The sequence below is a fragment of the Selenomonas sp. oral taxon 478 genome (genome assembly GCF_001189555.1).
Taxonomy (GTDB): Bacteria; Bacillota; Negativicutes; order Selenomonadales; family Selenomonadaceae; genus Centipeda; species Centipeda felix.
The window spans coordinates 271,317-285,283 of the sequence record NZ_CP012071.1 but is presented as its reverse complement, the minus strand read 5'-3'; the positions used below and the strand labels follow the sequence as shown (position 1 = coordinate 285,283).

Below are 13,967 nucleotides of genomic sequence, written 5' to 3'. Positions count from 1 at the left end.
ATGGAGCGATATCGGGATCCTGTTCATGGCTTTATTGAGGTACGGCCGCTGGAGAAGAAGATTATCGATTCTGCGCCATTTCAGCGCCTCCGTCACATCAAGCAGCTTGCTATGACGCACCTTGTGTTTCATGGTGCGGAGCATACGCGTTTTGGTCATTCACTTGGTGTGATGCACTTGGTGACGAAAGCCTTTCATATGGCTGTTGAAAATGCTGGTAATGAGTATAAATTTTCGCGGAAGAAAATAGAGTGGTATGAACAGATTCTTCGACTAATTGCTCTGACACACGATATTGGACATGCGCCATTTTCCCATGCGTCAGAATCCGTTTTCCCTGATAATATTGAGCATGAGGATTTTACTGAGAAAATTATCAAAGAAACGGAGATTGCTGGATATATTCGTGCCATTGGTGATACGCTTAAAACGAGAACGGGGCAGTGTGATATCACCCCAGAGTTGATCTGTGATATTTACAGAGGAAGAAATCCTGGTGAGAACTCAGAGTTCACCTTCCTTAAAAGCTTTATGGATGGGGAACTCGATTGTGATAAGATGGATTATCTTTTACGTGATTCTCTTTACTGTGGTGTTAATTATGGGAAGTATGATATCGATAGACTTTTGTGTTCTCTGACGATTGATGTCAAGGATGATGTTCCAAGACTTGCAATAGATTATGGTGGACTTAAGGTCTTTGAGGAATTTGTGCTTGCACGGTACTTTATGTTTACGGAAGTTTATTTCCATCGAACAAGACGCTATTTTGACTTTGTTTTGGGAAAAGCGCTTGAGAAGATTTTGCCTAAAGGAATGTATCCACAAGATGTTGAATCTTATTTGAGATGGGATGATCTACGCGTATTGCAAGAATGTCGCAAGAAGATGAAACAAAGTCAATATTGCTCCTCTATCATAGAAAGAAGAGTGTATCCATGTGTTTATGAAACCTCTACACATGCGACGAGGGATTCTGTGGATTTATATGAGCTTATGCAAAGTCTTCTCTATGAAAAGTTCGGAAAAACGTCCTTTATAGCAGATACTTCTGATAAGCTGCCGCATAAAATACCTGTACAATGTGATGTTGAGCATGAAAAAGCTGTTGTCTTATTAAATAAACGAATGGGAAAGCGTGTGTCTATTTCCGATGAATCATATATTATTAAGGCTCTTGCCAATAAAATTGGAATAAGGCGTTTGTACGCACATCCTGATATTGCTGAGTCGGCGCGGGATTTTGTGCGGAATCATAATAGATAGTATATAAGGCAGGAGGGGTTACAATGAACTTGCTTGATAAGTATGCACTCCTTATTGGAGATATATGTGCGGACAAAAAGACAGGAAAGAAAAAGCTCCAGAAGATCATGTATTTAATTGAGCGAAAAGGGGTTCAGTTGGATTTAAGATATTCTATTCATTTTTTTGGACCGTATAGTTCAAGACTTGATCAGGCAATCCATATCCTTGAAAATGAAGGCCGTTTGGAAATTGACACATCCAGGCAGACACATCGAATTATTATGGAAGAACCGATGAGTGAGCCGTTGGAAGCGGGAGAAGCTTCTCTCGTCGATATGGTGCGTAAAGCTTTTTACGATAAATCCCCTATGGAACTTGAAGCATTGACAACGATTGATTATGTAGCAACTACTTTGTTGCATGGTACAGCTACGCGAGACGATGTAATTAAACAGGTGAAGATAATAAAGGGGAAGAAATTTTCTTCTCAGGAGCTAGAGAAAGAATATGATGTCTTGATTGAGCAAGGATATCTTTCTGCATAATCATATTTTAGAAGGAGAGCACAAATATGGAAAAGATTGGCGTAGGATATGCGTATGTCAGTGATGCTGAGAAACGCTATGTCAATGAGGCATTGGATGCAGGGCGTCTTTCGCAGGGGAAGATGGTTCATAAGTTTGAGAAAGAGTTCGCGCGGCTTCACGACCAAAAGTATGGCGTTGCCTGTAATAGTGGAACATCTGCTCTGCACGTTTGCCTAGAGGCAATGAAAGAAGTGTACAGTTGGGAAGACGGTAGTGAGGTTCTCGTTCCGGCGATTACGTTTATCGCCACATCGAATGCCTGTATTCATGCAGGATTGAGACCTGTATTTGTGGATGTTGATCCGCTGTCCTATAATATGGACGCCTCTAAAATGGAGGAGCGCATTACAGAGAAAACCGTTGCAGCCATTCCGGTGCATACCTTTGGTCAGCCGTGTGAGATGGATGCGATCATGGCTGTAGCAGAAAAGCATGGTCTGCGTATTTTGGAGGACTGTGCGGAAGCTCATTTTGCCACCTACAAAGATAAGAAGATCGGCAGCTTTGGTGATATGGCTGCATTCAGCACCTATGTTGCGCATACGATCACCACAGGCATCGGGGGCGTTATCACGACAAATAATCTGACGCTGACGGAGATTTCTCGCTCACTTATCGCGCATGGACGTGCCTGTACCTGTGAGACTTGCCTAGCATCTGATCCGAGACAGGTGTGCAAGCTGCGGATGCAGACCGAGATGGACAAGCGCTTTATGATGGTGCGTATGGGCTATAGCTACCGCATTGGGGAACTGGAAGGCGCGTTGGGGCTTGGCCAGCTGGAAAATCGCGATCATATCATGAACACGCGCAAGGAGAACGCGCATTATCTCAGCGAGGGTTTACAGGGAACAGAGAAGTATCTGCAGCTTCCCGAATATCCAGACTATGTCGATCACTCATTTATGATGTATCCGATTGTCATAAAGAAAGACGCTCCTTTCACGCGCGATGAGTTTACGCATTTCTTGGAGAAGAACAATATTGAGACTCGTCCGATGCTTCCGTTGCTGAATCAGCCGGTTTATAAAAAGTTGTTTGGTAATATCGAGGGAGAGTACCCTGTTGCTCAGTGGTTGGATCATTATGGTCTTTATGTGGGCTGTCATCATGGATTGAACAGGGAGCAGCTGGATAAGATTGTGGAGACAATTAAAGAGTTTTTGCAGGATAAGGGATAAATAAAATGAGGAATACGGGAAACCTCTGTGAAGGTTTCCCGTATTTCAGCATATGAAAGCGAGGATAGATATGCAGATTGTCTTACTTTCTGGCGGAGCAGGCAAACGCTTGTGGCCGCTTTCCAATGATCTTTATTCCAAGCAATTTCTCCGCATCTTGAGACGCGAGGATGGGACGCTGGAATCGATGATTCAGCGTGTTTGCCGCCAAGTGCAGTGCGCTGCGCCGGATACGCCCATCACTGTTGCGACAGGTCGCGAGCAAGTCTCGTTGATTCGCCGTCAGCTTGGTTCTGGTGTGAACATTTCGGTAGAGCCGTGCCGGCGCGATACGTTTCCTGCGATAGCGTTGGTCTCCGCCTATTTGCATGAGGTGCGCGGTGTTCCTCTCGATGAGGCTGTGGCGATTTGTCCTGCCGATCCTTATGTTGATGAAGGATATTTTCGTGCCGTTGTGCAGTTACTTCAGGAATCTGAGAGGGAAGGTTCTGCGAATCTCATTTTGATGGGAATCGAGCCGACGTATCCGAGCGAGAAGTATGGCTATATCATGCCTGTTTCGCAAGAGTCGCAGAGCATGGTGCAGTCGTTCAAAGAGAAGCCGAATAAGGAGAAGGCTGCAGAATACATCGAACAGGGCGCTTTGTGGAACAGCGGTGTTTTTGCGTTCAAGCTCGGCTATGCGCTTGATAAGGCTCGTGAGTTGCTGGATTATACGGATTACGAGGATCTTTTCAACCGCTATGAAGAGCTTTCCAAGATCAGCTTTGATTATGCTGTAGTTGAGAAAGAGGAAAATATTGCAGTTCAACGTTACAGTGGCACTTGGCTTGATATAGGCACATGGAATACGCTCGCTGAGGTGATGCCGGAGCATACGATCGGTCGCGTTACGCTCGATGAAGCTTGCACGAATGTTCATGTCGTAAATACGCTCCCCATGCCGATCCTCTGCATGGGATTGAAGGATGTTGTGGTCGCTGCAAGCCCTGAAGGCATTCTTATTTCGGATAAGGAACGCTCCAGTGCGATGAAGCCCTATGCAGAGCGGCTGCATACGCCAGTGATGTATGCAGAAAAGTCATGGGGGGAGTTCCGTATTATAGATGCAGAAACGGAGAGTCTCACCATCAAGATCACGCTGAGTCCAGGACGTGCACTTACCTATCATTTGCATGAACGGCGCGATGAGACATGGACGGTAATCGAAGGCCGTGGCTGGGTGAAGCTCGACGGCAATGAGTTCGCTGTTGCTGAGGGGCAGACGGTGCGTATTCCGAGGGGATCGTTCCATACGATACGCGCGGAAACGCTGCTGAAAGTGATGGAGATCCAGACGGGCGAGGATATCGATGCGGAGGATAAGATTGTGTGGGGAAAGGCGTAGTGGGAGGATTTTTCATGAGCATACGGCAGGGGAGAGCTACAAAACCATATTTTTCAAGCTGTGATGAATGCTTTTGATATGCGAAGGTTGAGTTTGTTTACAAAAAATACTTGATACATAGTCGCACTAAATCCTACAATTTGTCTATGCGAAGAAAGGTATATGAGCTAAAAGAACACATGCTTTCTTTAATTGCCCGTATCAAACAGCGAAGAATCACAAAAAATGACGATGCCGTGAAGAGGGATATTTCAAGGATGAAAATTTCTAGCTGAGAAGACCTTGTGCCTACGGAGATATTTGGAGAAAATTCAAGATTATATGGGAGAATAATAACGATGAGAGTTTATATTAGTGCTGATTATGCTGAATATAGTGGTGATCGGCAGGTGGTTGATATTCTGAATGCTTGGGGAAAGGATGCTCTACATAAAGTTGAGTTTGTAGATACTGCAAAAGTTAATTCGGGTAGTGTTTCAAAGAAGTCGGATTGTCGAATTTGTGATTTGAAGGCGGAGTTTAATCGACAAATTAATGTATCTTCGCATGTTATTATTGTGATTGGGGATAGAACGGCTCAACGAATGGCCGGGAGTAAATGCGAGCGCAATAAAAAGTGTCAACGAGATTGTTTCTGTACACCATATAAGCAGAATATCAATGGACCGTGTCAGTGTAAAGTATACGATACATGTCCCGCAGTTGACGATGTTGGATGTATTAATGATTATTCTTATCTTCGTCATGAATTTGAGCAAGCTAAGAAAAAGAAAAAGAAGATAATAGTTGTATATAATTCTCTCTATAAAAAAACTTGTTGGCTGCCTGATTATATGAGTGAATATGCACCTCTGGCAGGACCGTTTTGGATAAAAAATGAAGCAGGAAGGAAGATTGGTAATTATGGATTTATAAAGAGAAAATTAGGCTATGAATAAATTTGTAAAAATCTTCTTTAATAGGGGAAGTTCTCTTGCATATGCAATAATTACAGCAGTTTTTACTTTCGTGCCGGAAGGAGCATTTTCATCATTTAAGGTTTATGCTGATTGGTCAGACGTCATGAGCTGTATGGTTAATCGACTAATCGTTGGCGCATTTATCTTTTTTCTAGTGAATATTCTATATTGCGTTTATCGTGGAAAGCGGAGAAAGGTTTCCGTGAGAGGACATAATTTTTCTATTAAAATCGAATACGGAGATATTTTTAATATAACTGGTGGTAAAAAAGTAATCGCGTTTGATGAGTGCTTTACGGTTAAAATTGGCGATAGACCTGAAGATGTAAAGGAAAATTCTGTTTGTGGACAGTATTTGAGAAGATCTCCGATGTTGAATATTCAAGAATTGATTGATGCTGCGAAAATAAAACCTACAGAGAGCAAATCAGCATTTAATGGGAAAACAAGATACGGATTAGGAACGCTAGTACCTAATGGTGAATTCCTTTTAATGGCATTTACTAAATTGGATGAAAATGGACGAGGTTATTTGACATATGAGGATTATTTAGGTTGCCTTGAGAAACTTTGGGAACAGATAGATATTTATCATGGGACAGATGATGTTTACATCACGATTCTCGGATCTAAAATAACGCGGTTTGATATGGAACTTACTCAGCAACAACTTTTGGATATAATGATTAGTTCTTACAGATTAAGCCCAAAGAAAATGCAAAGTCAATATACGTTACATATTATATGCAAAAAGTGTGAAGGCTTTTCTTTGAATAATATATTTGGTGCAGACTGAAAATAACGATTCAATGACTCGACCTATTATACAATTGTGAATGTCAATGAAAAAGTGAGCCGCTTGATCACGAATTTTTGAGCCACATTTGATCAAGAAAAAGTGAGCCATGTGATCATGAATCATTGAGTCATTAAGACATATTCAGACGTTGCTGCTGGTTCGACAGACGGTAAGATTCACCGTTCAATTTCGCTTGTCAAGGGCGCTGCATTTCTTGTAGCGAGTAGGCAGGCGCGTTTATGCTGAATGCCGTCATCAAGTGCGTCTTGCCTGTGCCGGGGTTGCCCATCAGCACGAGGTTCTCGTGCTGGTCGTGGCCGGTCGTCTGGGAGGATATGCGGCGGACTTCCGTGCATCTGCGTCGTAGGGATGCTTGGGTAGTGGCAAGAGGGGCTGGTCGATGAGGGTTTCCATGAGTCCCTTTTTCGTTGCCGCTCCTGGCATTGCAGAAGTTCGTTTGTAAGCAGTAGTGTGCCGCGAGTGCCGTATTGATTTCCAGCGGCACTCGCGACATGGTTTGTATTTCATTCCATCGTCAACCGATGGCATCAAAGTGTAAAATAAGCCTAGAGCTGTTGCAGGAAAAAAGTGAAAATTATCGAATTTTAGTAAAAGTATAAAGGAAATGAGGCTCCGCGCTGTTTGATATGGATAGCCGAAAAGAAACGAATGTTCTTTGTGCTCGTATACTTCCCTGATAGTGGACAGATTATGGGTTTTGGACGTCTAGGTTCAGTTTGCCACATTCTAGATATACGAGCAATCTGGACGAATTTGAGATGGCGCCAGGTTCTCGGTGCGGCGTCGTAAGCAGGATAGCTTTTGCCGCAATGGCCTTGCGGGCAGGGAAACTTCCCTCCACGTCGAATAAAACGCCGTTTTTAGGCGTTGCCCATAGTGAACAGTGAAAGGTTCGTTTGTATTTTTATCAGGAGAAGGATTATGGCCCTTATTGAAGGAATTCGCATTCAAAATTATTGTGCATTACGAGACATTACCTTGGGGAGGATTGGAACAATACCGGAGTATCGTGATGCTGAGGCGCTTACACCTTTGACAGTAGTAATAGGAAAAAATGGAGCAGGGAAAAGTTCTATTTTCGATGCATTTGGCTTTTTGGCAGATTGTATGGAAAAAGATATTGAGTCTGCTTGCAATGCACGTGGCAGAGGCGGTTTTGATAAACTAATCTCATCCGGAAAAGAGTCTGAGAATATCAGTATCACCGTATATTATCGCGAGTCTCATAACGATCGGCCGATTACGTATGAAGTTTCTATTGGACGTGTAGATGATGATGGTCTTCCTATCGTAAAAACAGAACGGCTAAGACAAAGGCCTAAAAGCAATAAGACGGGAAAACCTCTATCCTTTTTATATCTAGATCACGGAAAAGGCTCTGTTTGGATCGGAGATGAGGCAGTAGAGGGGGACAATCTGGAAAGAAAGGACGTTGAACTTGACCCGCATCGTCTGGCAATTGCATCTTTGGCAGAGCAAGTAAAGGAAAATCCCCGTATTGCGAAGTTTAAGCGCTTTATACGAAGTTGGTATTTAAGCTATTTTACTCCTGATGCAGCACGGCAGATTCCACAGGCGGGGATGCAGGAACATTTGAATTTGCATGCAGATAATGTGGGAAATTTTGTTCAGTATTTGGCACGGAAACACGAACGAACATTTCGAAAAATACTGGAAAGTATTTCAGAAAAGATTCCTGGAATTGGCAGAATTGAGCCATATCGAGATGAAGTGACAAATAATCTTTATCTTTTGTTTAGGGATAAAGGTTTCGCAAAACCGTTTAATCAACGACAGATGTCGGATGGAACATTAAAAATGCTTTGTTATTTGCTTTTAATTTACGATCCGAATCCGGCTCCATTTATTTGCATCGAGGAACCTGAAAATGGTCTCTATCATCAGTTGGTGTCAGCTTTGGTGAATGAATTGCGAGATCATGCTACTGGGAGGAAGAACGGTTCTCAGATTTTTATTACAACCCACCAACCCTACTTGGTTGATGCAATGCAACCGGAAGAAGTGTGGATTTTAAAAAAGGGAGAAAATGGATTTTCGTCTATACAACGTGTTAGTGAAATTCCTTATGTAAAAGAAATGGTAGCGGAAGGTCAACCTTTAGGTGCATTATGGTATAGTGACTATCTGGACTGAAGAGGAAATTTATGCATTATGAGATTTTGGTGGAGGGACAATCTGAGCTGACTCTGCTTTCCACTATTATGCCGCAGATCCTTGGAGCATATAACGAGCCGCATACATGGAAAATACATAAACACCGAGGTATTGGCAAATTACCACAAGATATGGCTGCAAATCCAAACCCGACCAATCCGAGTTTATTGCATAATTTGCCTGCGAAATTACGAGCGTATGGACGTCGTACAGATGATCAATTAACGGTTGTTGTTCTAGTGGATTTGGATGATCATTCAGATTGTCGAATACTGAAGCAGATGTTGCTCCGCACTCTGGATTTTTGCCCACAACGGCCACGGTGTTTGTTTCGAATTGCAATTGAGGAACTGGAAGCTTGGATGCTTGGAGATCGCGAGGCTTTGATTGCTGCCTATCCAGATATAAATTTAGAGATTTTAGATACGTATGTTCAAGATTCTCAGTGCGGTACGTGGGAACTTTTAATACGCGCTGTGTATGGAGAGGGGGCTCTGCGACAGCATCGTTCACTGGGGTTGATGCATAAAAAAACAGATGTGGCAAAGAATATTTCGAGACATATGCTCGTGGATAAGAATTGTTCTGCGAATTTTCAGGAATTTTGTAACGGACTAAAGAAGATGCAGTTTTAGAAGTGTTCTGCCGATAAGGAGGAGTGGAGAGAATATTGCTATGTTCCAGTGATCTTGGCGTGGAAAGCGGGAGAATATCATGAACTATCGTACAATCGTATTTCCGGAGAACAGTTTATTCCTTGTCACAGGTGGCGCGGGCTTTATCGGCTCAAATCTAGCCGAAGCGCTGCTCAATATGGGGCATAGGGTTCGCGTGCTCGATAATCTGTCGACGGGATATGCGAAGAATATCGCGGGATTTCGGGGGAATCCGAAGTTCGAGTTCGTGGAGGGCGATATTCGGGATGCGGTGCTCTGTATGCGTGTGTGCGAGGGAGCAGATTATGTGCTTCATCAGGCAGCGGCGGTGAGTGTACCCGAGAGTATCGAGCAGCCGGTGGACTATACGCTGACGAATATTGTTGGCACGGTCAATATGATGGAGGCGGCGGCGAAAAACGGGGTGAAGAAGTTCACCTATGCGTCGAGTGCGGCAGTCTACGGTGACGATGAGACGATGCCGAAGCGCGAGGAGATTGTCGGGCGGCGGCTCTCGACCTATGCGGTGACGAAGTTCGTCGCGGAGGAGTATGCGCATCAGTATACAATGCACTATGGGCTGGACTGCTATGGAATGCGGTACTTCAATGTCTATGGGCGTCGGCAGGATCCGAATGGTGCATATGCGGCGGTGATTCCGAAGTTCATTGAGTGCCTCCTGCGTGATGAGCCGCCGACAATCAACGGCGATGGGGAGCAGTCGCGTGACTTCGTCTATGTGGAGGATGTCGTGCAGGCGAATCTCCTTGCGTGCGCCGCGCCGCATGAGGTGGCAGGGCAGGCGTACAACGTCGCGGCGGGCAAGCGTTCAAGTCTCAATGAGATGTATGCGGTGCTCAGTGCACTGTTCGAGAAGGATTTGAAGCCTGTATTTGGTCCTGAGCGCAAGGGCGATATCCGTCACAGTGGAGCGGACATCTCAAAGATCTGTAAGAACCTCGGTTATGCGCCGGAGTATGATTTCGAGAAGGGAATCAAAGAGGCGATCCAGTGGTATAAAGAGAATCTGTAGGAATGAAAAAGGCAGTATCGTGTTCAGTGATAGTGTGGAATACGATATTGCCTTTTTGCATGCGCAGATCTTCATGGAGAAGGTAAAACGTTTTGTGGAGAGAATATATACTGTGAAAACCAATTGTTTGAGGTGATAAGGTGTGCATGGATTAACCAGTGGACAATGGAAGCAGATCTATCATATCTTAGATGAGCATCGTGACGATATTCGTTGGGTCAAACTTTTTGGGTCGCGCGCTAGAGGGGATTATCGTGAGACATCTGATATTGATTTGGCAATCGGGTGTGGGCGTGATCTGAGAGGTGTGCTATGGGGGGCATTTGAGCAGAGCAAGCTGCCCTATACGTTTGATATTGTTCTTTATAATAACCAAGTGAGCAAAAAATTGCGTGATGCAATTGATGCAGAGGGAAAGCTCCTTTTTTGCATTGACGAGGGGAGACGTGTTATGACAGTGGAGAGGATTCGTCTGAAATGGGAAGACTATCACCGTGCATTGGGGCGACTGCAAGCTGCGCTTGAAAAAGATGCGGATTCAGATGATATGTATTTGGATGCAACGATTCGGCGGTTTGAATTTTGTTTTGAGCTTGCGTGGAAACTGATGAAGGCTGTGCTGGAATACGACGGAATCGAGGCGAACAGTCCGCGCAGCTGCATCCGTGAAGGGTGGAAACAGAGGCTGATTTCAAATGCGGAAGCGTGGCTGGAGATGATGGAAAAGCGAAATCTGTCCTCGCATACATATGATGAAAATGTGGCGCGGGAGATTTATCATGATGTGAAAGAGAGGTATATCGGTTTGTTGGAGTCTTTTGATCGAACGATGAATGATTGGCTGAGGGATACCGAGAGTAAAACCACCTAAAGAATTTCTGACAATAAAGCCGTCAGCTTCGTTTGCTGACGGGCTTTGATATTGGAAAAATTCTATTGTTTACGCGTAAGACCGCGTACGAAGTCTGTGATAACACACTCCTCCGTCACAATTGCGGTAATCAGCTCGTGATCGGTGACGTCGAATGCGGGGTTATAGACCTTCACGCCGTCTGCAGTCATGCGCTCTTTGTACCACATGTCGGTGACTTCGGCGGCGGGACGTTGTTCGATGTGGATGTCGGCGCCGGTGGCGGGGCATGATATGTTTGGTCAAAGAAAGATGTTGTCCTATTATAGGAATGTATGGAGTCCCAAGATGACAGAAGAAGAACTTTTAGAGAAACTGGAATTCGTCCAAGAAATGAAATGTGAAACTCGGACACTGGAGTTGAAAAGTGCTGCAACTTCTTGTCCGAAACGTTTGTATGATACATTGTCCAGCTTCTCGAATCAGGATGATGGCGGTGTCATTATTTTTGGCGTTTCAGAGGAGGAAGGGTATAAAGAGGTTGGCGTATACGACCCCCATGATATACAGAAGAAGATCAATGAGCAATGCTTGCAGATGGAGCCTAAAGTTCGCCCCTTACTTACTGTTGTGATGAAAGATGGAAAGACGTTTGTATCGGCTGAGATTCCAGGGATTGATTTAGCAGAACGTCCTTGCCATTACCAGGGGAAGGGTCGCCTGAAATCTTCATATATTCGTGTCGGTGATAGTGATGAGCCGATGACGGAGTACGAGATATATAGTTATGAAGCTTATCGTAAGAAGTATCAAGATGATATTCGTGTGGTCAATCGCGTAAGTTTTTCTGCTCTTAATCGAGATCTGTTGGAAAGCTATGTCAAGGAACTAAAAAACGGGAGACCGAATTTGTCTCAAATACAGGACGATGATATTTACGAGCTCATGAGTATTCGCCGTGATGGTGAAATAACGCTTAGTGCGGCATTGATTTTTAGCCCGTATCCGCAAGCATACTTCCCACAACTTTGTATTACGGCTGTGGTGGTTCCAGGCATGGAGATGGGCGATACGGGAGAATCTGGAGAGCGCTTTGTAGATAACCAGCGCATTGAAGGGAATATATCGGATTTGCTTGATGGAGCAATTCGGTTTGTAAAAAAGAATATGGGGGTAAAAACGGTGATTGATCCTGATACAGGGCGTAGAGAGGATCAACCTGAATATCCTATTACGGCTGTGCGTGAAGCCGTTCTAAATGCTTTAGTGCATCGGGATTACAGTATTCACACGGAAGGTCAATTCATACAACTTCTTATGTTTTCGAATCGTATGGAGATACGTAACCCCGGAGGTCTATATGGGCGAATTCGTGTTGATCAGTTAGGAAAGGTGCAGCCAGATACTAGAAATCCAGTACTGACATCTATTTTGGAATCTTTGCATATAACGGAGAACAGGTACTCTGGAATACCTACTATACGCAGGGAGATGGCGCGGGCTGATTTGCCTGAGCCAGAATTTATTGATGATCGTGGAAGCTTTCTGGTGAAACTATACAAAGGAGGAAGGCCCACAGAAAATAAAGCACAATTTGATGAGTTTGAAAATAGCCTTATCGTATTCTGTAAGACGCCTCGAACGAGGAGGGAAATTTGTGATTTCTTAGGGCTCTCATCTGTTACCTATGTCATTAAACGTCACGTAACGCCGCTTGTGAAACGAGGCTTAATTAAGCTCAGTATTCCAGAGAAGCCTACGAGTCCAAAACAGTTATACTATAGTGAATAGGCGAGAGAAAAGAATCAAGAAATGAAATTAAAACTGAAATATCATTTTGGTTTTTAGTTTTGTATTTCTTTTTTAGTAGAAAACTGAAATGTGAAACTAAAAACTGAAATGTTGTTTCGGTTACTTATTTAAGGTTCTTTGGAAGTACCCCATATTCCATCTTCCGTCACAATTGCTGTAATCAGTTCGTGATCGGTGACATCGAACGCGGGGTTATAGACTTTTACGCCGTCTGCGCTCATGCGCTCTTTGTACCACATGTCGATGACTTCGGCGGCGGGGCGCTGCTCGATGTGGATGTCGGCACCTGTTGGGGTGTTCATGTCGATGGTGGAGGTGGGGGCGCAGACGTAGAAGGGGATGCCGTAGTGTTTGGCGAGGATGGCGACACCTGATGTGCCGATCTTGTTGGCGACGTCGCCGTTGGCGGCGACACGGTCACAGCCGACGAAGACGGCGTCGATCCAGCCGTTCTTCATGACGGTGGATGCCATGTTGTCGCAGATGAGAGTGACGTCCATGCCGGCGGCACTGAGTTCGTATGCGGTAAGACGTGCGCCCTGCAGGAGGGGACGTGTTTCGTCGGCGTAGATTTTGAAGTGGTAGCCTTTTTGGTGCCCGAGGTACATGACGGCGGTTGCGGTACCGTATTTGGCGGTGGCGAGCTGTCCGGCATTGCAGTGGGTGAGGAGTCCCATACCAGGTTTTACGAGGGTGAGCGCGTGCTCGCCTATTTTTTTGCAGATGTCGATGTCCTCTTGTTTGATGCGAAGGGCTTCGTCATGCAGCAGTGAACGGATTTCGGGGATGGATTTGCCCTCTGCGTTTTTGACGACGGTTTCCATACGGTTCAGTGCCCACGAGAGGTTGACGGCGGTGGGACGGGAGGAGTTCAGGTAGTCGGCTGCTTCGTGGAAACGCTGCGCAAATTCGGCGTAGTCGTTGGTGTCAATCTCAAGGGCGGCGAGGTAGATGCCGATGGCGGCTGCATCGCCGATGGCAGGCGCACCGCGCACCTGCAGCTCGCGGATTGCCGTCCAGATTTCACCCTGCGTTTTGAGATGGAGATATTCGGCACGGCTGGGGAGCTGTGTTTGGTCGATGATGACGAGGGCGCATTCGCTGTCGTCGAGGGCGACGGTTTCCATGTCGAGGATGTTTGTGTTCATTGTGTGCCTCTTTTCCTAAAACAGATGTGCTCCCACCACCGCAAGCGGCCGCCCTGCTGCTCTGTCCAAGAAGCCAGCCCAAAGGGCGCAGCTGATTGGGAAACAGGTTGT

Annotated in this window: 13 protein-coding genes and 1 pseudogene; 11 read left to right on the top strand and 3 right to left on the bottom strand. The window is 45.1% G+C overall.

What is annotated here, in order from left to right; translation table 11 throughout:
* The 6 genes from ADJ74_RS01350 (at position 1) to ADJ74_RS01330 (ending at position 6,158) form a co-directional block, all read left to right on the top strand.
* Positions 1–1,266, top strand: a complete 1,266-nt coding sequence (locus tag ADJ74_RS01350; RefSeq protein ID WP_050341328.1) for an HD domain-containing protein — start codon at positions 1–3, stop codon at positions 1,264–1,266.
* A gap of 23 nt (positions 1,267–1,289) precedes the next feature.
* Positions 1,290–1,793, top strand: coding sequence for a hypothetical protein (locus tag ADJ74_RS01345; RefSeq protein ID WP_050341326.1), 504 nt, complete (start codon positions 1,290–1,292; stop codon positions 1,791–1,793).
* 26 nt (positions 1,794–1,819) lie between these two features.
* Positions 1,820–3,016: a DegT/DnrJ/EryC1/StrS aminotransferase family protein gene (locus ADJ74_RS01340; RefSeq protein WP_050341324.1), complete on the top strand. Its 1,197-nt coding sequence runs from the start codon at positions 1,820–1,822 to the stop codon at positions 3,014–3,016.
* 70 nt (positions 3,017–3,086) lie between these two features.
* The gene (locus ADJ74_RS01335; protein ID WP_050341322.1) at positions 3,087–4,403 is read left to right on the top strand and encodes a sugar phosphate nucleotidyltransferase; all 1,317 of its coding nucleotides are present in this window, start codon (positions 3,087–3,089) and stop codon (positions 4,401–4,403) included.
* A 338-nt stretch (positions 4,404–4,741) separates the two neighbouring features.
* Entirely contained in the window at positions 4,742–5,341 is a 600-nt protein-coding gene (locus ADJ74_RS10750; RefSeq protein ID WP_216594520.1) for a hypothetical protein, read from the top strand.
* Positions 5,334–6,158: a macro domain-containing protein gene (locus ADJ74_RS01330; RefSeq protein ID WP_050341320.1), complete on the top strand. Its 825-nt coding sequence runs from the start codon at positions 5,334–5,336 to the stop codon at positions 6,156–6,158. Before ADJ74_RS10750 ends, ADJ74_RS01330 begins: the two co-directional genes overlap by 8 nt.
* A gap of 199 nt (positions 6,159–6,357) precedes the next feature.
* On the opposite strand, the gene ADJ74_RS11650 is transcribed toward ADJ74_RS01330, so the two are convergent.
* Positions 6,358–6,675 (bottom strand): ATP-binding protein, encoded by a 318-nt coding sequence (locus tag ADJ74_RS11650; protein ID WP_071844277.1) that lies wholly within the window; start codon positions 6,673–6,675, stop codon positions 6,358–6,360.
* A 428-nt stretch (positions 6,676–7,103) separates the two neighbouring features.
* On the opposite strand from ADJ74_RS11650, the gene ADJ74_RS01325 reads away from it, so the two are divergent.
* From ADJ74_RS01325 to ADJ74_RS01310, 4 genes are all read left to right on the top strand, one after another.
* A complete protein-coding gene (locus ADJ74_RS01325) occupies positions 7,104–8,336 on the top strand; it encodes an AAA family ATPase (RefSeq protein WP_050341318.1) in 1,233 nt (410 codons plus the stop codon).
* A gap of 11 nt (positions 8,337–8,347) precedes the next feature.
* Positions 8,348–8,992 carry a DUF4276 family protein gene (locus tag ADJ74_RS01320; RefSeq protein WP_050341316.1) on the top strand — a complete coding sequence of 215 codons (645 nt, stop codon included), beginning with the start codon at positions 8,348–8,350 and terminating at the stop codon, positions 8,990–8,992.
* A gap of 79 nt (positions 8,993–9,071) precedes the next feature.
* On the top strand, positions 9,072–10,046 hold the full coding sequence (locus ADJ74_RS01315; RefSeq protein ID WP_050341314.1) for an SDR family oxidoreductase: 975 nt from the start codon (positions 9,072–9,074) through the stop codon (positions 10,044–10,046).
* 142 nt (positions 10,047–10,188) lie between these two features.
* Positions 10,189–10,917: an HI0074 family nucleotidyltransferase substrate-binding subunit gene (locus tag ADJ74_RS01310; protein WP_050341312.1), complete on the top strand. Its 729-nt coding sequence runs from the start codon at positions 10,189–10,191 to the stop codon at positions 10,915–10,917.
* A 62-nt stretch (positions 10,918–10,979) separates the two neighbouring features.
* Here ADJ74_RS01310 and mtnA (ADJ74_RS10740) read toward each other — a convergent pair.
* Positions 10,980–11,177, bottom strand: a pseudogene (gene mtnA, locus ADJ74_RS10740) (S-methyl-5-thioribose-1-phosphate isomerase); the annotation flags it as partial.
* A gap of 67 nt (positions 11,178–11,244) precedes the next feature.
* Between mtnA (ADJ74_RS10740) and ADJ74_RS01305 the strand changes: the two are divergent.
* Positions 11,245–12,687, top strand: coding sequence for an ATP-binding protein (locus ADJ74_RS01305; protein ID WP_050344151.1), 1,443 nt, complete (start codon positions 11,245–11,247; stop codon positions 12,685–12,687).
* Positions 12,688–12,815: 128 nt separating this feature from the next.
* On the opposite strand, the gene mtnA (ADJ74_RS01300) is transcribed toward ADJ74_RS01305, so the two are convergent.
* Positions 12,816–13,856 (bottom strand): S-methyl-5-thioribose-1-phosphate isomerase, encoded by a 1,041-nt coding sequence (gene mtnA, locus ADJ74_RS01300; RefSeq protein WP_050341310.1) that lies wholly within the window; start codon positions 13,854–13,856, stop codon positions 12,816–12,818.
* Between the last annotated feature and the right edge of the window lie 111 nt (positions 13,857–13,967).